Below are 18552 nucleotides of genomic sequence, written 5' to 3' on the forward strand. Positions count from 1 at the left end.
AGCCCGCCGCAGGCGCCAACCACGCCCCGTCAAGCGTCCGTCGTGCCGAACGCCTCCAGCAGCCGGTCCGCCGCCAGCGTCGCCGTCAGCGTCCCGTCGCGTACCTGCTGCTCCAGTACGGGCCCCAGCCTCCGCACCGCCGGATGTTCGTGGAGGCGCGCCAGCAACTGGTCCCGGACCATCGACCAGGTCCACTCCACCTGCTGGTCGCGGCGCTTGGCCGCCAGCGCGCCCGAGGCGTCCAAGACCTTGCGGTGCTGCTCCAGGCGGTCCCACACCACGTCGAGACCGGTGCTCTCGCGCGCGCTGCACGTCAGGACGGGCGGGTTCCACGGCGCGTCAGCGGGCTGCAACAGCCTGAGCGCGCCCGCCAGTTCGCGCGCCGCCGACCTGGCGTCGCGTTCGTGCGGGCCGTCGGCCTTGTTGATGGCGACGACGTCCGCCAGCTCCAGCACGCCCTTCTTGATGCCCTGCAACTGGTCGCCGGTGCGGGCCAGGGACAGCAGCAGGAAGGAGTCGACCATGCCCGCCACGGCGGTCTCGGACTGGCCGACGCCGACGGTCTCCACGAGGATGACGTCGTGGCCCGCGGCCTCCATGACCACCATGGACTCGCGGGTGGCGCGCGCCACCCCGCCGAGCGTGCCCGCGCTGGGCGAGGGCCGGACGAACGCCGCGGGATCGACCGCGAGCCGCTCCATCCGGGTCTTGTCCCCCAGGATGGACCCGCCGGTCCGGGTCGAGGACGGGTCGACGGCGAGCACCGCGACCCGGTGGCCGAGCCCGGTGAGCATGGTGCCCAGGGCGTCGATGAAGGTGGACTTGCCGACGCCGGGCACCCCGCTGATGCCGACCCGCCGCGCCCGGCCGGTGTGCGGCAGCAGCTCGATCAGCAGCCGCTGGGCCAGCTCGCGGTGGTCGGGCCGGGTGGACTCGACGAGCGTGATCGCGCGCGCGATGAACGCGCGCGACCCGTCGAGCACCCCCTTGGCGTAGGTGTCGATGTCGATGCTCCGCCGCTGCCCGTTGGGCCGCACCGTGCTCAACGCGTCTCCTCGTTCTCCCCCAGCTCGTGGCCGAGGTCCTCGGCGAGCGACCTGACCAGGTCGTACGCGGCGTCCGGGACCACCGTGCCGGGCAGGAAGACGGCGGCGGCACCGGCCTCGTGCAGGGCCTCGACGTCCTGCGGCGGGATGACGCCGCCGACCACGATGGTGATGTCCTCCCGGCCCGCCTCGGCCAGTTGCTCGCGCAGCGCGGGCACCAGGGTCAGATGGCCCGCCGCGAGCGAGGAGACGCCGACGATGTGCACGTCGGCCTCGACGGCCTGGCGTGCCACCTCCTCGGGCGTCTGGAACAGCGGGCCGACGTCGACGTCGAAGCCCAGGTCGGCGAAGGCGGTGGCGATCACCTTCTGGCCGCGGTCGTGGCCGTCCTGGCCCATCTTGGCGACCAGGATGCGCGGGCGGCGGCCCTCCGCCTCCTCGAACGCGTCGACGAGCCGCCGGGTCTTCTCCACGGAGGACGACGGTCCTGCCTCTTCTCGGTACACACCGGAGATCGTACGGATCTGGCCGGAGTGGCGTCCGTAGACCTTCTCCAGTGCGTCGGAGATCTCACCGACGGTGGCCTTGGCGCGGGCCGCGTCCACGGCGAGCGCGAGGAGGTTGCCCTCCAGGCCGCTGCCCGGTCCCGACTCGGCCGCCGCGGTCAGCGCGCGCAGCGCGTCCTGGCACGCCGCCTCGTCGCGTTCGGCGCGCAGCCTGCGGAGTTTGTCGATCTGCTGGGCGCGCACCGCCGAGTTGTCGACCTTGAGCACCTCGATCTGCTCGTCGCTGTCGACGCGGTACTTGTTGACGCCGATGACCGGCTGGCGGCCGGAGTCGATGCGCGCCTGGGTGCGGGCCGCGGCCTCCTCCACGCGCAGCTTGGGGATGCCCGCGTCGATGGCCTTGGCCATGCCGCCCGCGGCCTCGACCTCCTCGATGTGCTGCCAGGCCCGCCGCGCGAGGTCGTGGGTGAGCTTCTCGACGTACGCGCTGCCGCCCCAGGGGTCGATGACCCGGCAGGTGCCCGACTCCTGCTGGAGCAGGATCTGGGTGTTCCGGGCGATGCGGGCGGAGAAGTCGGTGGGCAGGGCGAGGGCCTCGTCCAGGGCGTTGGTGTGCAGCGACTGGGTGTGGCCCTGGGTGGCGGCCATCGCCTCGACGCACGTGCGCGTCACGTTGTTGAACACGTCCTGCGCGGTCAGCGACCAGCCGGAGGTCTGCGAGTGGGTGCGCAGGGACAGCGACTTGGGGTTCTTCGGGTCGAACTGCTTGACCAGCTTGGCCCACAGCAGCCGGGCCGCGCGCAACTTGGCGATCTCCATGAAGAAGTTCATGCCGATCGCCCAGAAGAAGGAGAGCCGGGGCGCGAAGGCGTCCACGTCCATGCCGGCGGCGATGCCCGCGCGCAGGTACTCCACGCCGTCGGCGAGGGTGTAGGCCAGCTCCAGGTCGGCCGTGGCACCCGCTTCCTGGATGTGGTAGCCGGAGATGGAGATGGAGTTGTAGCGCGGCATCTTCTGCGAGGTGTACGTGAAGATGTCCGAGATGATCCGCATCGACGGCTGCGGCGGATAGATGTAGGTGTTGCGGACCATGAACTCCTTGAGGATGTCGTTCTGGATGGTCCCCGCCAGCTTCTCCGGCGGTACGCCCTGCTCCTCGGCGGCGACGATGTAGAGCGCCAGGACCGGCAGCACGGCCCCGTTCATCGTCATCGACACGCTCATCCGGTCCAGCGGGATGCCGTCGAAGAGCTGCCGCATGTCGTAGATCGAGTCGATCGCCACGCCTGCCATGCCGACGTCGCCGGTGACCCGCGGGTGGTCGCTGTCGTAGCCGCGGTGGGTCGGCAGGTCGAAGGCGACCGACAGGCCCTTCTGCCCGGCCGCGAGGTTGCGGCGGTAGAAGGCGTTGGACTCCTCGGCGGTGGAGAAGCCCGCGTACTGCCGGATGGTCCAGGGCTGGTTGACGTACATCGTCGGGTACGGGCCGCGCAGGTAGGGCGCGATGCCCGGGTAGGTGCCCAGGAAGTCGAGGCCCGCCAGGTCCTCGGAGGTGTACAGCGGCTTGACGCCGATGCCCTCCGGGGTGTCCCACACCAGGGCGTCGACGTCCTTGCCGGTGGACTCGCGCAGCGCGGCGCGCCAGGCGTCGGCGCTCGCCGGTGCGGCCGGGCCGTCGAGTTCGACGGACGAGAAGTCGGGGATCATCGCGTCACTCCCATGGTGTCGAGAGCCGAGGAGAGGACCTCGACCGCGTCGCAGCCCGCGAAGACGAAGGCGTCCACTCCGGCCTGTTCGTACGTCTCGCGCAGTTCGCCCGGTCGACCGGCGAGGTGGACCCGCAGGGCGCCCGCGGCCTTGAGCCGCTCGGCGACGGCGGCGGCCTGCTCCGCGTACAGCGCGTCGCTGGAGCAGATGCAGGCGATCCGGGCGCCGCTGGCGGCGAACGCCTCGGCCACCGACTCCGCGTCGACGGAGGCCGGTTGGTGTACGGCCTCGATGCCGCCCGCCTGGAAGAGGTTGGCGGCGAAGGAGGCGCGGGCGGTGTGCGCGGCGGCCGGGCCGAGCGCGGCGAGGAAGACGCGCGGGCGGGTGCCGTCGGCGGCCAGAGCCGCGTCGCTGCGGGCGCGCAGCGCCTCGTACGCCTCGTCGCGGCGCACCCGCGGCAGTCCACCGCCGACCGGGTCGGGGGCCGGTTCGCGGGTCACCGGCTGCTCCGCCAGGTTGGGGAACTCACTGACGCCGGTGATGGGTTCCTTGCGGCGCGCCAGGTCGCGCGAGCGGCGCTCCCAGGTGGCGGCGAGCCGGTCGCGGACGAGGCCGGACGCCAGGGCCTTGGCCAGTCCCCCGGCGCGCTCGATCTCCTGGAACCAGGCCCAGGCGGCGCGCGCCACGTCGTCGGTGAGCCGCTCGACGTACCAGGAGCCGCCGGCCGGGTCGATCACGCGGGCCAGGTGCGACTCCTCCAGCAGGATCGTGGAGGTGTTCCGGGCGATCCGGCGGGCGAAGTCGTCGGGCAGGCCCAGGGCGTGGTCGAAGGGCAGCACGGTGACGGCGTCGGCGCCGCCGACTCCGGCGGCCAGGCTCGCGACGGTGGTCCGCAGCATGTTCACCCACGGGTCGCGGCCGCTCATCATGACCGGCGAGGTCACGGCGTGCTGGCGCTGCGCGCCCGCCGCGTCCGCCCCGCACACCTGGGCCACGCGGGCCCACAGGCGCCGGGCGGCGCGCAGCTTGGCGATGGTCAGGAACTGGTCGGCGGTGGCCGCGTAGCGGAACTCCAGCTGTGCGCAGGCGGCTTCGGCCGTCAGTCCGGCGGCGGTGAGCTCGCGCAGGTACGCCACGGCGGCAGCCAGCGAGCAGCCGAGCTCCTCGGCGGTGGAGCCGCCCGCCTCGTGGTACGGCAACGCGTCCACGGTGAAGGTCCGGACGCCCGGGTGGTCGCGGTGGACCAGCTGGGCGAGGCCGGTGGCGGCGGACAGGTGGGCGGCCAGGTCGGTGTCCTGGCCGGTGCGGGCCACCAGGCCGAGCGGGTCGGCGCCGAGGTTGCCGAGCGCGGCGCGCGCGGGCACCTGGCGGTCGGCGTACAGGCGCAGCAGGGCGCGGGCGGCGGGTTCGAAGTCGGCGCCCGCGTCGAGGACCACGGGGGCCAGGTCCAGGTAGACGCCGTCGAGGGCCTGTGGGAGGGCGTGGACGGGGATGCCCGAGGAGCCGACCGTCAGCCATACCGACGCGGCGCCGTTCTCCAGGTCCGCGAGGACGGCCTCGTTGGTGCGGCGCGGGTCGGGGTGGGTGTGCCGGGGGCGTACGTCCCAGCCGGAGGCCGCCGAGCCTTCGGCCCGCGCGCCGCGGACGAACGGGGCGAATCCCGGATATCCGGCATCGCCGGGTGCGTCCTGCGCGGTGTACAGGGGGCGTACCGAGACGCCGTCCTGGAGCGCGGTGGCGAGCGCATGTTCGGCGTCGGCGCCCACGGCATCGTGTGTGCCTGATTTGCGCAGCACGCCTTCGACCAAGTGGCACCATTGTTCCCGGGTAGCGTCGGGGAACTCGGCGGCTAGGGGAAGCCCGTCGGGCAGGACCGTCATGGGGGAAGGCTAGTGTGCGCTGGTCAGCCCATCAGAGTGGCCGCACCTGTGAGCTTGCTCTCTTGGGCTCCGGGCCCGCTCGCTCGAGCCTGGCCGCGACTCACAAAGGCCTGCCCGGTGCGACGGGGGATGCACACCGGGCAGGCACAGCACCTTTTTACCGCATGGAAGAGGTGCCCTGCATCAAAAACGTGTTCGTTTGCGTGTTCACCAGGAGACCGGCAGCGAAATCAAGCCACGCGCGCGGATACTGGGACGGTGTCGCAGTTCCTCGCGCGGAACGCCGAGCCGGAGCCGCGGAAAGCGCTTCAGCAAGGCGCTGAGCGCGATTTCCGTCTCCAGCCGGGCCAGGGACGCGCCCAGGCAGTAATGGATCCCATGGCCGAGGGCAAGGTGCCCGGAATGGCTACGGTGGATATCCAGCCGATCCGGCTCATTGAAGTGCGCGGGGTCGCGATTGGCGGCGGCGAGCGATAGCAGCACGGTCTCGCCGGCGGGCACCGCCACCCCGCCGATCTCCATGTCCGCCAGCGGGAAGCGGCGGATCGCCAGGGGGGCCGGGCCGTCGTAGCGGAGGAACTCCTCGACGGCGGGTCCGATCAGCTCCGGCTGTGCGCGCAGCTTGTCCAGCGCCTCGGGTTGGTCCAGCAGCGCGAGCAGGGAGTTCGCGATGAGGTGGACGGTGTTCTCGTACCCGGCGAAGAGGATGAGGAAGGCCAGCGAGGTCAGTTCGTCCTCGCTGAGCCGGTCGCCGCCGTCCTCGTCGTCGCGGACGGCGATCAGGTCCGAGAGCAGGTCGTCGCCCGGCTCGGCGCGCTTGCTCGCGATCAGGCCGGTGTAGAAGCGCAGCATGTGGCCGACGGCTTCCTTCGCCTGCTCCGGCCGCTGGGGGTCCGGCGTGATCATCGCGTCGGTCCAGGCGCGGAAGTCGGGCCGGTTGTCCTGCGGGACTCCCAGGAGGTCGCAGATCACCGTGATGGGCAGCGGTGTCGCGTAGTGAGTGAGCAGGTCGGTGCCACCGTCGGCCTCGACGGCGTCCAGCAGCGCGTCCGCGATCCGCCGGATCGGCTCCCGCATTCTCTCGACGCGGCCCGGGGTGAACGCCTTGACCACCATCCGGCGCACCCGGGTGTGGTCCGGCGGATCCATGTTGAGGAGGTTGGCGTCCAGGGCGGGCGGCAGGGAGAACCCCCGGTAGTTGCCGGGGAGGGCATGGCGCTTGTCCAGGGAGAGCCGGGGGTCGGCCAGCGCCTGCCGGACGTCGTCGTACCGCGTGACCAGCCAGGCGGTCTGGCCGTCGGGGTAGCGGATACGGTGCACCGGACCGGCATCGCGCAGCCGGGCGAGGGCGGCGTACGGGTCCGGGATCAGGGTGGTCGTGTCGATCGGTTCCGGGGTGCCGGGGGTGGCGGTGCTCTGCATGAACACCGACTCTAGACGCGGCACTTGGGTGCGGTGGGTGCGGGTCGACACAGCCGGACCGGTCCTCTCCCTCGCCCCTTGGCGCGGCGGGCAGCGCGCGCATCCCGGTCACCCGCACGACAGCGCGGTGCGGCCTAGGGGCGGCGCCGGGTCTCCCCGGCGCCGCCCTGTGCCACAGGCGGCCCCGACCCCCGTCCAGGGCCACCTCGTCTGCGGTCCCCCGCGTCACTCGCCGCGGGCGACGGTCCGTTCCCTCACCTCGTCGAGCACGGCGTCGACCAGCGGCAGGTGGTAGACGTCGGCGACCCTGGCCAGGTGCTCGTGTTCCTCGGCCAGGCCGGCGCCGGTGGCCACCACCACGTTGTCGGCGCAGGACGCCGGCAGGTGTCCCACCGCCTGGTTCTGCAAACCACGGCGGAGCGCGGCTGCTTCCACCACGGCAGCAACCTGCCAATCGCCCAACCGCGCCTCACGGGCCTTGACACGGGCGAGGTCGAGGGTTTCGGCCTCCACATGGCGCCGTACGCCGCGCTGTACGTCGCGGATCTCGGCCATCTGCCGGTTCGCCCGCCACTCCAGGTCGGCGAAGGGCCACCAGGCGGACCAGCGCGAACGGCCCATGGACACCTCGGGAGCGGCGTCGGTGACCGCGCGCCACAGCGGCTCCAGCCGCCGGAGCCGGCGCCAGGCCGAGACCCGGGGGCCGACCGCGGGGATGGCGAAGCCGGACAGCACCAGCAGGGCGGCGACGGAAGCGGTCAGCGGTGCCACGCCGTTGGAGAGCCAGTGCAGGTCCCTGCCCGCCCACGAGAAGACGAACCCGATGAGCTTGCAGGCGCAGTAGACCAGGCCCAGCCAGCAGCCGGCGGCCAGCACCCGCAGGCCCCGGGCGAGCCAGGAGCCCTGCAGGCTCGCGGCGTAGCGCGGACACAGCAGCCCCAGTCCGGCGAGCGCGGCGCCGAAGATGGCCAGATACAGCACGAGGAAGGTGACGACGCCGGGGGCGTGGGCGTAGGCGGTGCTGAAGTCCCGCGGGTGCTCGACGGAGTCCGGGCGGCCGACGGCGAAGCCGGTGACGGCGACGGCCCAGAGGGCGGCGATGACCGCCACCACGGTACGGGGCCGTACCGCCGACCCGGTCCAGCGCAGCAGCAGCACCAGGGCGCCGGTGGCGAAGACCACGACGGAGGAGTACAGGAAGACCATCGCCAGGTTCGCCACGCCCACCAACCGGTCGAACCAGCGGTAGACGCTGGGGCGGACAGCACGAAGACGTTCGCCACGCCGCCGGTCATCAGGCACGCCAGGCCCAGGTCGGCGTTGGCGCGGTCGCGGAACCAGGCGCGGGCCTTGTAGACCACGATCGTCCAGGCCGCGGCGCCGAAGCACAGGTAGACGAGGTCAAACACGGGCGCCTCCGCCGGGCCCGCCGGGCTCACTGTCCCCGTCGTCCGCGTTCGCGTCGTCAGCGGCGGGCCGGCCGCCGCTGCGGTCGTGGCGCAGCGCGGGGCCGAGGGCGGCGACGAGCTCGGCCGCCCGGCCCTCCAGCGGCAGGTTGCGGTCGGGGCGGTGGGCACCAGGTGTTCCATCAGCAGGGTGCCGAGGACCTCGGTCTCGCGCTCGGTGATGTCGTCGTAGCAGTGGTGGCGGGCGAACCCCGGGGCCAGCCCCATGCGCCGCATGGCGGTGGCCACGTCGACGGTGGGGGCCCACATCCGCAGGGCGTCCTCGGTGACGGCCGGGTCGTGGTCGTGCCCCAGCAGCAGATGTCCGATCTCGTGCAGCACGATGTGGATCTGGTGCCAGGGGGAGGTCTTCTGTTCGTAGAAGACCCACAGCTCGTCGTCGGTGCTGGCGGTCATGCCGGAGACCACGCCGCCCAGGCTCATGGGCACCAGCCGGATGGGGCGGCCGACGCGGCGCGCGACGATGTCGCACAGGCCCTGAAGGTCGGTCGACGCGGGCAGGCCCAGCTCCTGGATGAGCTGTCTGCACTGCCGGCGTATCCGCCGCACTCGCATGCTTGCACCGTCCTCGCATCCGGTCCGCCGCCAGGTGACGAACAGCTGGTCGGTGTCATCGACGAGGCTGTTCACGCGGTGCCTCACCGCCCGACTCACCCGGTCCGGCCGGATCCGGTGGCAGGTTCATCTGCCGGCGGAACTGGGCGATGATCGTGGTGAGGCTGTCCTGGACCTCCGGGGGCAGGCCCACGGCGCGCAGCGCGATCCCGCGCACCCGCTGGTCGCGCATGGCGACGAGGAACCGTACCTCTTCCTCCACCCGTTCCGTCTGGGACTCCGAGAGATCCCCGAGGAGGTAGCCGACCGGCACGGCGAAGAACTTCGCCAGCGCGCGCAGGACGTCGGGGCTGGGGTTGGTGCGCTTGCCGGTGCGCAGCATCGACAGGTACTGCTCGCTGAGGCGGACGCCGCCGTATTCGTCGCCGCCGCTGATCTCCTCGGCCACGTACGCGTTGGTGTAGGGAGCGCCGGGTGGGTGCATGTTCGCGAACAGGTAGTTGAGCCGGTCCGCCAGCGGGCTGCCCGTCATCCCGACCTCCCTTCCACTCACGGCTGGTTAAGACGAGGGTTTCCTCGGAGCGCATCCTGCCATGGGAAGAAGGGCCGCACCAGTCCATGCGACGTGCCACTGGCCAGGCAACTTAACCACCAGTTGCTCGGCCAGGGGCGGCGTCACACGTTCAGGTCGAGCCGCTTGCGCGTCGAGCCGAGCCCGAGCCGCTTCGCCGTCGGGCCGAACTCCCCCGGCTCCAGCGCGTATTCGACTCGGAAGGATCTCAGTCGACTCCCGGAAGGATGTGCGGTTCCGCGAGGTCGTCCTCGTAGCCGGCGAGCCGGATCGGCGCGGCCCTCGCCCACACCTCCAGGCTGCCCAGCTGGCCGTCCCTGGCGGGCCGCTCCTCGCGGTCGGCCGACGCCTCGTTCCGCTTGGTCTTCTCGGGTGTCACCGCACACTCCATTCGTGTCGGGACCGGATGTGCCGACGCACGCGCTACCGGGCGCCGGACGCCCGGTGGGGTTCGATGTCACAGCACGTCGGACGCGGTAGCGATCCGTTGCCTCAGATTAACGACGCGCCCGGGTCGGCGCCCGCCGATTTCGGCCACGACCCGCCGGGCAAGATGCCCCTGCCGACACGCCGCTGAGGCCAGCGGGTGCGCGGCGGCCGGGTACGTGGTGAGCTGGTGCCGGAAGAGGTGAGAGCCGTGCGGGTCAATCGGGTCGGTGGAGCCGGAGGGCGAGCGCTTGCCCTGCTCGCGGCCGCGGTGCTGGTCGCGCTGCCTGCTTGCGACAGCGACGGCGAGGCGAAGCGGAAGACCGACGGCAGGTCGACGTTCACCGGGGAGCCCGCCGTGCCGCGCCCCGTGCTCGCCGTGAAGATCGACAACGTCGCGCCCGCCCGCCCGCAGACCGGGGTCGACCGGGCCGACGTCGTGTACGTGGAGCGGGTGGAGGCGGGGCTCAGCCGCATACTGGCGATCTTCTCCTCCGACCTGCCGCCCCTGGTCGGCCCGGTGCGCAGCGCCCGCGAGTCCGATCTGGACCTGCTGCGGCAGTTCGGCCGCCCGGCGCTGGCGTACTCGGGCGTGCAGTCCAAGCTCCAGCCGGTCATCGACGGCGCCCCGCTGTTCCCGGTGACGCCCGGCCGCGCGCCCGACGCGTTCCTCCGCAGCCCGGACCGGGCCGCGCCGCACAACCTCTACGTACGCCCCGCCGCCGCGCTGCGCGCCGCCCCCGACGCGAGCGACGCCAAGGACATAGGGTTCCACTTCGGCGCGGCCCCGGCGAGCGGCGGTGAGCCGGTCCGGCAGGAGACGGTGCGCTATCCGGCCGCGCGGTTCGGGTTCTCCTGGTCCGGTGAGCAGAAGCGGTGGCTGGTGTCGATGGACGGGACGCCCGCCGCGACCACGGACGGCAAGCGGCTCTCGGCGGCGACGGTCGTCATCCAGCACGTGGACATCCGCGACTCCCGCTTCCGCGACCGGCTGGGCAGCGTGTCGCCGTTCACGGAGACCACGGGGTCGGGCACGGCCGAGGTGCTGCGCGACGGCAAGTCGTATCCGGCGCGCTGGGTGCGGCCGGACGCCGAGGACGGTACGGAGTTCACGACGCCGGACGGTGACGAGCTCAACTTCGCCCGCGGCCAGGTGTGGGTGGTCTACGCGCCCCGGTGAGAACGCTCCCGCTCGCGAAGAGGGCACCCCGAGAGCACCCCGCTTGTGAAAATGATTTCCAATTGCATAGCATCCGGGTGTGGCCGACGAGAGCGGCCGTACCCGGGGCCTGCTGAGCGTCGTGTACGGCAACACCCCCGAGATGCGTGGTCGCGCGCTGGAACTCCTGCTGCGCGCCGCGCCGCGGGCGATCGTGCTCTCCGTCTCGCTGCCCGCCGACGGCGGCGACGGGCACGGCGGGAGCGGTGGGGATGGCGGGCGCCGCGCGCGTGGCGGAGGCGGCGGGCGTCCCGCCGTGCAGCGCTTCACCTCGGGCGGCGACACGCATGAACCGTGGGCGCGCGGCGCCACCGGCATCCCTTCCGTGATCCTCCGTCAGGACCTGCTGGAGCTCTCCCGTACGGCGCGCGCCCCGCACGTCATCCTGTCGCTTCCGGAGCACATCGACGTCACGCCCTTTCTGGCGGACGTGTGGCGGCCGCCGCTGGGCTCCACCCCGCTGGCCTCCCGCTACGAGCTCGCCCCGGTCGTCGCGGCGCTCGATCCCGACCGGTTCCTCGCCGACCTGCGGTGCGTGCACCAGGCCGTACGGGTATGGGGCGACGCGGAGCGCCCCGCGCCCTTGACCCTGGCCGAGGCCGCCGCCCGGCAGGCGGAGGGCGCCGGGGTGCTGATCATCGGGAGCGGCCCGCCGGAGACGGCGGGACGGCACGCGGGCGTCCGGGCGCTGCTCGGCCATATGAACCCCTCCGCCGCGGTGCTCGCCGACGGCGTGGACGCCGCCGAGCTGGCGGCGGCGGTGGTGCCCGGCGGCCGGGGCCCGGCGGCCGATCCGGCCGACCGGCTGGACCCGCTGTCCGGGTCGGGTGTGTGCCGCCGCGGGGTGCACCACGGGGTGTCCTCGGTGCTGTGGCGGGCCCGGCGCCCGATGCATCCCCAGCGGCTGGCGGAGGCGCTGCACCGGGTGCTGCCCGGCGTGGTGCGCGGCCGCGGGCACCTGTGGCTCGCCGGCCGCCCGGACACGATCGTCTCCTGGCGGTCGGCCGGCGGCCATGTGGAGCTGGCGGAGGCAGGGCGCTGGCTGGCGCGCGACGACGCCGAGGCGTGGCGGCGCGCGTCGCCGGAACGCCGCACGCTGGCCGCCTGGTTCTGGGACGACTACTACGAGGAGCGGCGCAACGAGATCGTGTTCACCGGCGGCGGCCTGGACCCGGACCGCGTGCGCGCCGAGCTGGACGCCGCGCTGCTGGACGACGGTGAACTCGCCCTGGGGGCCGCGGAGTGGGCCCGGTTCCCCGACCCGCTGTTCGGTACGCGGCCCGGGGCCTGACCCCCGGCCAGGGGCCGGCACGCATCCCGTCCGCGCCGAACGGGTAGGAGACCGTATCGGGGTGGAGTTCAGCGGAGATCAGTCGGGGTGGAGATCATCCATGAGTCCCTCGACGTGCTCGGACCTACGGCGCAAGTAGGGAATCGAGCCGTCGGTCGTACTCCTTCGGTAGTACATGAAAATGCGTGCTCAGGGACGACGCACCGGCGCGGGTTCCAGGCCAGGGTAGGGACATGGACGATGACCGACCAGCGCGGCTGGTCCCGACGTGACCGCGCTCGCGCTGTCCGTGCTGCTCGCTCTGGTCTCGGCGGTCTGTTACGCCGCCGGGGCCATCCTGCAGGAGCACGTGGCGGCCACGACGCCGGGGCAGTCGTACGCCCCGCTGCGGCGCGGGAGTTGGTGGGCCGCCGTTTCCCTGAACGGCGCGGGCGCGGTGCTGCATGTGCTCGCGCTGGCTTACGGGCCGCTCAGTGTGGTGCAGCCCCTGGGCGCGCTCACCATCGTCTTCGCACTGCCGATGGCCGCGTTGTTCGTGCGCCGCGAGATCGGCGCCTCGGGCTGGCGCGGCGCGGTCCTGGCGACGGCGGGGCTGGCCGGTCTGCTGTCGCTGACCGGGTCCTCACCCGCTGAGTCGCTGTCCCGCATGGAGCGGGCCGGGCTGACGGCCGTCACCGTCGGGTCCGTCGCCGTGCTCGCGCTGGCCGCGCGCTGGATACGCCGGCCCGTCGTCCGCAGCGTCCTGCTCGCCACGGCCGCGGGCACCGCGTTCGGTGTCTCGTCGGTGTTCACGAAGAACGTGACCGTGGACTGGAGCTGGACGGCGTGGGCCGACGGGCTGCCCAGTCTGATCATGATCGTGCTGCTCGCGGGGGCGGGGGTGTTCCTGTCCCAGGCCGCCTACCGCGGCGCCGGGCTGACCGCTCCGCTGGCCACCGCCACGGTCGTCAACCCCGTGGTGGCCACGGCGGTCGGCATCGCCGCGCTCGGGGAGCACTTCCGGCACGGGACGGCGGGCACGCTGCTGGCCCTGCTGGCCGGGGCCGTGGCGAGCGCCGGTCTGGTGCTGCTGGCCCGGCACGGGACGGGGGCGACCGCCCCGGGTGCGACCGCGCCGGGTACGGACATGGGTACGGACACGGGTACGGGTACCGACACCGGTACGGACACACCGGAGGAGCCGCCCTCCAGGCCGGAGCAGCCTGGCGGCGCCGACGCGGCCGGGGGCGCGGACCCGGCCGCGAAGCCTGTCCTGGAGGAACGGCCCGACGGCGCCCGCACCGGCGGGGAGCCGGGCACGGGCGTTCCGGTGCCGGCCGCCCGCCGGGTGCACGTGCCCCGGCAGTTGGGACGCGTCGACCGCGACTGCGCCGAAGGCGTGCTCCAGCCGCACGGTTAGGGGCTGTCCAGTTGGCCGTCCTCGCCTACGGCGGTCACCAGGGCATCGGTGTCCTCGATCGCCACCGGGGCCACTGCGTCCGCCCGGGCGGACACGGCGGCGTCACTTCGCGAGGTCGATCAGCCCGCGCCCCCAGGTGTCCGCAGGGGGGTTCTGGCCGTTCCTGGTGGCGTACTTGAGTTGCGTCAGCACCTTGCCCGAGTCGAGGGTCTTGTCCTTGGACAACAGGAGCGCGACGACGCCGGTCGCGAACGGGCACGCCATGCTCGTACCCTGCATCGCGACATGGTTCTGGTCGATCATCCAGTGGCGAGCGCGTCTGGAGTCGCGGGACAGCGCGGAGACGATCATCGCGCCGGGAGCGGTGAGATCCGGTTTCGCCCTGCCGTCGCGTCGCGGCCCCAGGCTGCTGAAGGGGCGATGTCATCGGCCTTCAGCCAGCTGGCGACGCGGCTGCGGCCGTCGATGTCCTTCCACTGGGTCTTGGTGGTGTAGGCCGCGACCGTGATGGCCTTCGTCGCGGTTCCCGGAGAGCCGATCGTCATGGAGTTCCTGGCGTGCGGCCCGGAGAACGTGCCGTCGCCCAGGGTCCAGACGTCCACCCGCGTCTTCTGCTGGGCGACCTTCTTCCCCCTCAGCAGCAGCCTCCAGGTGCGTGTTCCTGTCGCGTTGGCGGGGGGCTGGAGCCGCACGGTGAAGTTGTGGTCCTGGTTCCTGCTGTCGGGCCCCGGGGTACCGATCATCACGATCCAGTCGCCCAGTCGGTGCTGCTTGTTCGGGCTGCCCTGCGGGCCGTTGGGCAGAACCCCCTGAAACGGCGTGGTCTGGCCGCCGGGTGCGGCGACCGCCACCTCCACCTCGTCACCGCCCGCGTACCAGCCGTTGAACCACAGATCGTTGACGACGCCGTCGACGTCCGGGCTGTGCAGACACGGAGTCGTCTGGACCTCTCCCGCCTTCAGTTCGAGCTGCGCGTGGATGTTGTCCTCCCCCTCGTTCCCCGCCGCGCAGCAGACGATCCGGCCAGGACCGGACTCCTCGTCGATCGCCTTCGACAGGGAGTCCGTCCCGTCGTGGGCGTCACTGTGGCCGCCGAGGCTGAGGTTGACCACGGCCGGCTTCCCGAGCTCCTTCGCGACCCGGAACACGTACTGGATGCCGTCGATGATGCCCACGTTGGTCATGTTCGTCTTGACCACGACGAACTGACACTCCGGCGCCACGCCTTGGTACTTCGCGTCCGTGCCGGCGGCGATGCCCGCGACATGGGTGCCGTGGCCCACCTCGTCCTTGGACTTGACCAGGTCGTCGCCGGTGTGCTCGATGCCGTACCCGCCTTCCCGCACGCCGTTCCCACCGCGCGCTTCCTGGTCCCAGATCCGCAGGACGCGGCCGGCGAAGGCCGGGTGCCGCGCGTCGATCCCGCTGTCGACGACCCCGACGATGACGTTCTTCCCCGTGAGCGTCGTCTTCGTCAGAAAGGCGGGGAGCCCCACCTTCCCCGGGGCCGCGTCCATCCGCGGATGCAGCCGCTGCGCCGGGGCGATGCGCTCGACTCCCGGATGCTGGGCCAGCGTCGGGAGGTCGTCCAGCGGCAGGATGGCCGTGCGCACCCTGTCCCCACCGGCGTTGATCTCGATTCCGCTGTTCTCGAGATCACTGAAGTCGGCACCCGGGGAGCAGTCCAGTGTGACCACCACCCGGGCCGGCTTCGCGAAATCCCGCGGCGCCACGAAGCCCGGCATCTGGTCTTCCCGCACATGGTCCGCGAGCGCTTCGCGCCCCTGTGCGTACTCGTCGTAGGCCATCGCCAGAGACGGCGCGAGTTTGCTGTAGTCCACGAAAGGTCTCCCTCATCAAGGCCATCGGCTTCACCGCAGGGCATGCGGCCGTTCATCGGGGAAAACGGAGGTGTCTGCCGTCCGCCATACGACGGGACGGCGGGACGGCGGGCGCCGCGGCTTGGCATAGTCCTGCGGCATGCGCCCTCAACACTTTCCTAGCAGCCCGAGGTGGAGCACGCTTCTTGATCAAGGGAGGCTCTGGCGGGCGCGCGGGCTCGGGGCGGCCGTTCCCCCTGCCGGCCGACCAGGGCGCGCATCACCCATACGGGTGCGGCCGGTCGGCGCATCTGCCGACCGGCCGGCACCGGATCGCGGGTTTCGTGACGTCCGCGCGCTCAGCCCTGCCGTTCACCCGCCTCGACAGCCGGGCGGGCTCAGCGGACCAGGTCCGCGTGCACGTGTGTGACCTCCTCGATGTCCACCCCTGCCTTGTCGAGCAGCTGCTTGGAGAGGTCGGTCAGTGCCCGGGCGGCCGCGATCTCCTCGCCGACCCGCTGCTGCGCCGGGTCGTCGGGGTGCCGGTGGGCCACGCCGTACCCCTTGAGTTCCGTGCCGTCGTGGAGTCGCACCCGGACCGCCGCCTCGGTCTTGGTGGCGTCGATCTCGTGGAACTCCATCTCGATATTGCATCCCACGATCGTCTCCATGGGGGACCACCTCCTGTGTCACCCTTCTGCGTCGTCTTTCAAGAATGCGCGCGGAACCACTCCAGCGCGAGGTCGGAGACGGCCCGCAGCGCGCCCGGCTCCTCGAAGAGATGGCCCGCCCCGGGGACGACGGACAGCCGGTTCTCGCAGCGGAGCCGGGACTGGGCCTGGCGGTTGAGGTCCAGTACGGTCGCGTCGCGGCCGCCGACGATCAGCAAGGTGGGCGCGGTGACGCGCGGCAGCCGGTCGTCCCCGGCCAGATCGGGGCGGCCGCCCCGGGAGACGACGGCGGCGATGTCCGCTCCGGGCTCGGCCGCCGAGCGCAGCGCGGCGGCGGCTCCGGTGCTGGCGCCGAAGTAGCAGACGGGTACGGAGACCCGGCGCACCCACCGGGTCACCTCGGTGAGCCGTCCGGCCAGCAACCCGATGTCGAAGACGTTCGCCCGGTCGATCTCCTCCTCGGGGGTCAGCAGGTCGAACAGCAGGGTGCCCAGGCCCGCCCGGTTCAGTTCCTGGGCGACCGCCCGGTTGCGCGGGCTGTGGCGGCTGCTGCCACTGCCGTGGGCGAAGAGCACGACGGTGGGCGCCCCCTCGGGGACGGTGAGATCGCCCGGCAGCCGCACCGCGCCGTCGGCCACCGGGATCAGGACCGCGGCGGTACCGACGATGGCGCTCGGCACCCCGGCGTCCTCGGGCCCGGAGGCGGGGTCCCGGCCCGGGGCCGGGTCGGGGTCGGGGGCGGCGTCCGGGCCGGGGCCCGGGTTCGAGCCGCGGGGATGCGGATCCGGGTCCGGGTCCGCGGCGACTCCCCCGCCCGCGGCGCCTCCCCGGTCCGCGTCCCGAGCCGGGTCCGGCCGTTCGGCCGCGGCCCTGGCCAGCAGGTCCACGACCTCCTGGTCCGCGGTCTGGGAGAAGTCCCGATACCACTCCCCCACCGCGGCGAACCCCGCGGGCGCGGACAGATACACCACCTCGTCCGCCTCGGCGCTCAGCGGGCCCAGCGCGCTCGGCGACGTCACCGGCACGGCCATGACGACGCGCGACGCGCCCTGGGCGCGGGCCACGCGGCAGGCGGCCTCGGCCGTCGCACCGGTCGCGATGCCGTCGTCGACCACGACCACCGTGCGGCCCGCCAGGCTCAGCCGGGGCCTGTCGCCTCGGAACCGCCGCGCCTGCCGGTCGAGTTCGGCCTCCTCGCGCCGTTCGACCTCCGCGAGCTCGTCCTTGCCGGCCCGGCTCATGCGGACGATGTCGTCGTGGATGACGCGCGCCCCGCCCTCGCCGATGGCGCCGAAGCCCAGTTCCCGGTGGTAGGGCACGCCGAGTTTCCGGACGATGATGACGTCGAGCGGTGCGCCGAGCGCGTGGGCGACCTCGTAGGCCACGGGGACCCCGCCCCGTGGCAGGCCGACGACGACCGGTCTCTCGTCGCGCAGCCGTTCCAGGCGTTCGGCGAGGCGCCGTCCGGCGTCCGTGCGGTCGGTGAACAACATGATCCGCTCCCAGCCCGGGGAGAGGTGGCAGGAAGAGTCGCCGCCCTCCTTCGAATCAATCCGAAATATCCTGGTTTGGCAAATGCTCACGTGAGGCCGCCGCACCATCCGGGCGGCCGTCCCGGGGGGCGCCACGACCGCCGCGCATGGCGTCACGGAACGCACCTGGCGCCTGGCCGGTGCGGTGCTGGAAGAACTTGGAGAAGTTGGCCGCGTCGGTGAACCCGGTCTGGGCCGCGACCCGCGACACCGACAGCTCGCTGTGCGCGAGGAGCCGTCTCGCCTCCAGCACCACCCGGCGGTCGAGGAACTCCTTCGCGCCCACCCCGGCCGCCGCCAGCGTGGCCCGGGAGAGCGTACGCGGGGAGTATCCGAGCGCCTCCGCGTAGTCGGCGACCCGGTGGGTCCGCGCGAAGTCGCGTTCGACGGCGTCGCGGAAGCGCAGATACGTCTCGGAGGGCTCCGGCAGGGGGCTGCCCGCCGGCGCCCTCTGATGCGCGACGCACAGCACCAGGACGGCGAGCAGGTGGCGGAGCATCGCGGTGTGCACCTCGGCGGGCAGCCCGCGCCCCGACCGGAAGACGTACTCCAGATGCCGCAACGCCGCGCGCACCGCCTCGCGGTCCTCCCCCACCGGCTGCCACCACGTACCGCCGAACCGGTCGTCCAGCCGGGCGGCCCGGGCCGTCTCCGGCGCCAGGAAGCCTGGCTGGAACAGCACCAGCGTGCCCTCGATCGCCGTCAGGTCGCCGAACTGCTGCACCTGCCCCGGCCGCACCCACAGCACGCTGCCCGGCTTGAGCGTGTAGCCGGTGAAGTCGACGGTGTGCGAGGCGGTTCCCGACTCGATGGCGAACAGGGAGTGGAAGCGCGGCCGCTGCGGCGCGTCGAACTCGCCTTCCGGAGCCCGTCGGCGAAGCTCGCTCAGGGACATCACCTCGACGCCCGGCGAGGTCCCCGCCGGCGCCTGGTAGAGGATCTCGGGAATCGCATCGTGTCGCTTTTTCACCATGGCGAGTCACCACGCTACCTCGTTCACCTGCGGCGACGGACGTAGCGTGGACATCGTTGACCGAAACG

At 72.7% G+C, this 18552-nt stretch carries 14 protein-coding genes and 1 pseudogene; 3 read left to right on the forward strand and 12 right to left on the reverse strand.

The window, feature by feature from the left end:
* Positions 1–29 precede the first annotated feature (29 nt).
* From meaB to Q3Y56_RS01740, 7 genes and pseudogenes are all read right to left on the reverse strand, one after another.
* The gene (gene meaB, locus Q3Y56_RS01705; RefSeq protein WP_304460204.1) at positions 30–1046 is read right to left on the reverse strand and encodes a methylmalonyl Co-A mutase-associated GTPase MeaB; all 1017 of its coding nucleotides are present in this window, start codon (positions 1044–1046) and stop codon (positions 30–32) included.
* Complete coding sequence (gene scpA, locus Q3Y56_RS01710; RefSeq protein ID WP_304460205.1) at positions 1043–3259, reverse strand: methylmalonyl-CoA mutase; 2217 nt, start codon at positions 3257–3259, stop codon at positions 1043–1045. Before scpA ends, meaB begins: the two co-directional genes overlap by 4 nt.
* Positions 3256–5139, reverse strand: coding sequence for a methylmalonyl-CoA mutase small subunit (gene mutA, locus Q3Y56_RS01715; RefSeq protein ID WP_304460206.1), 1884 nt, complete (start codon positions 5137–5139; stop codon positions 3256–3258). Before mutA ends, scpA begins: the two co-directional genes overlap by 4 nt.
* 207 nt (positions 5140–5346) lie before the next feature.
* Positions 5347–6561, reverse strand: a complete 1215-nt coding sequence (locus Q3Y56_RS01720; protein ID WP_304460207.1) for a cytochrome P450 — start codon at positions 6559–6561, stop codon at positions 5347–5349.
* A 225-nt stretch (positions 6562–6786) separates the two neighbouring features.
* Positions 6787–7970 (reverse strand): annotated as a pseudogene (locus Q3Y56_RS01725) (MAB_1171c family putative transporter).
* A gap of 667 nt (positions 7971–8637) precedes the next feature.
* A complete protein-coding gene (locus Q3Y56_RS01735) occupies positions 8638–9114 on the reverse strand; it encodes a helix-turn-helix domain-containing protein (protein ID WP_304460208.1) in 477 nt (158 codons plus the stop codon).
* Between the two features lie 247 nt (positions 9115–9361).
* Positions 9362–9532: a hypothetical protein gene (locus Q3Y56_RS01740; RefSeq protein ID WP_304460209.1), complete on the reverse strand. Its 171-nt coding sequence runs from the start codon at positions 9530–9532 to the stop codon at positions 9362–9364.
* Positions 9533–9790: 258 nt separating this feature from the next.
* On the opposite strand from Q3Y56_RS01740, the gene Q3Y56_RS01745 reads away from it, so the two are divergent.
* The 3 genes from Q3Y56_RS01745 (at position 9791) to Q3Y56_RS01755 (ending at position 13488) form a co-directional block, all read left to right on the forward strand.
* Positions 9791–10759 (forward strand): DUF3048 domain-containing protein, encoded by a 969-nt coding sequence (locus Q3Y56_RS01745; protein ID WP_304460210.1) that lies wholly within the window; start codon positions 9791–9793, stop codon positions 10757–10759.
* Between the two features lie 79 nt (positions 10760–10838).
* Positions 10839–12089 carry a GTP-binding protein gene (locus tag Q3Y56_RS01750; protein WP_304460211.1) on the forward strand — a complete coding sequence of 417 codons (1251 nt, stop codon included), beginning with the start codon at positions 10839–10841 and terminating at the stop codon, positions 12087–12089.
* A gap of 268 nt (positions 12090–12357) precedes the next feature.
* On the forward strand, positions 12358–13488 hold the full coding sequence (locus Q3Y56_RS01755) for a DMT family transporter (protein WP_304460212.1): 1131 nt from the start codon (positions 12358–12360) through the stop codon (positions 13486–13488).
* Positions 13489–13590: 102 nt separating this feature from the next.
* Here the strand turns inward: Q3Y56_RS01755 and Q3Y56_RS01760 are convergent, their stop codons facing one another.
* The 5 genes from Q3Y56_RS01760 to Q3Y56_RS01780 all read right to left on the reverse strand — a co-directional run bounded on the left by Q3Y56_RS01760 (position 13591) and on the right by Q3Y56_RS01780 (position 18484).
* Positions 13591–13893 carry a S8 family serine peptidase gene (locus tag Q3Y56_RS01760; protein WP_304465439.1) on the reverse strand — a complete coding sequence of 101 codons (303 nt, stop codon included), beginning with the start codon at positions 13891–13893 and terminating at the stop codon, positions 13591–13593.
* The gene (locus tag Q3Y56_RS01765) at positions 13836–15329 is read right to left on the reverse strand and encodes a S8 family serine peptidase (protein ID WP_304460213.1); all 1494 of its coding nucleotides are present in this window, start codon (positions 15327–15329) and stop codon (positions 13836–13838) included. Before Q3Y56_RS01765 ends, Q3Y56_RS01760 begins: the two co-directional genes overlap by 58 nt.
* Before the next feature lie 377 nt (positions 15330–15706).
* Positions 15707–15979: a DUF1876 domain-containing protein gene (locus Q3Y56_RS01770; protein ID WP_304460214.1), complete on the reverse strand. Its 273-nt coding sequence runs from the start codon at positions 15977–15979 to the stop codon at positions 15707–15709.
* Between the two features lie 38 nt (positions 15980–16017).
* Positions 16018–17472 carry an alpha/beta family hydrolase gene (locus Q3Y56_RS01775; RefSeq protein ID WP_304460215.1) on the reverse strand — a complete coding sequence of 485 codons (1455 nt, stop codon included), beginning with the start codon at positions 17470–17472 and terminating at the stop codon, positions 16018–16020.
* A 55-nt stretch (positions 17473–17527) separates the two neighbouring features.
* Positions 17528–18484, reverse strand: a complete 957-nt coding sequence (locus Q3Y56_RS01780) for an AraC family transcriptional regulator (protein ID WP_304460216.1) — start codon at positions 18482–18484, stop codon at positions 17528–17530.
* Between the last annotated feature and the right edge of the window lie 68 nt (positions 18485–18552).

The organism is Streptomyces sp. XD-27 (genome assembly GCF_030553055.1).
Classification (GTDB): Bacteria; Actinomycetota; Actinomycetes; order Streptomycetales; family Streptomycetaceae; genus Streptomyces.

Bases quoted from the DNA above. Each gene is read 5' to 3' on its own strand.
- scpA (WP_304460205.1), bottom strand. From the start codon at position 3,259: ATGATCCCCGACTTCTCGTCCGTCGAACTCGACGGCCCGGCCGCACCG.
- mutA (WP_304460206.1), bottom strand. From the start codon at position 5,139: ATGACGGTCCTGCCCGACGGGCTTCCCCTAGCCGCCGAGTTCCCCGAC.
- Q3Y56_RS01720 (WP_304460207.1), bottom strand. From the start codon at position 6,561: ATGCAGAGCACCGCCACCCCCGGCACCCCGGAACCGATCGACACGACC.
- Q3Y56_RS01735 (WP_304460208.1), bottom strand. From the start codon at position 9,114: ATGACGGGCAGCCCGCTGGCGGACCGGCTCAACTACCTGTTCGCGAAC.
- Q3Y56_RS01770 (WP_304460214.1), bottom strand. From the start codon at position 15,979: ATGGAGACGATCGTGGGATGCAATATCGAGATGGAGTTCCACGAGATC.
- Q3Y56_RS01775 (WP_304460215.1), bottom strand. From the start codon at position 17,472: ATGTTGTTCACCGACCGCACGGACGCCGGACGGCGCCTCGCCGAACGC.
- Q3Y56_RS01780 (WP_304460216.1), bottom strand. From the start codon at position 18,484: ATGGTGAAAAAGCGACACGATGCGATTCCCGAGATCCTCTACCAGGCG.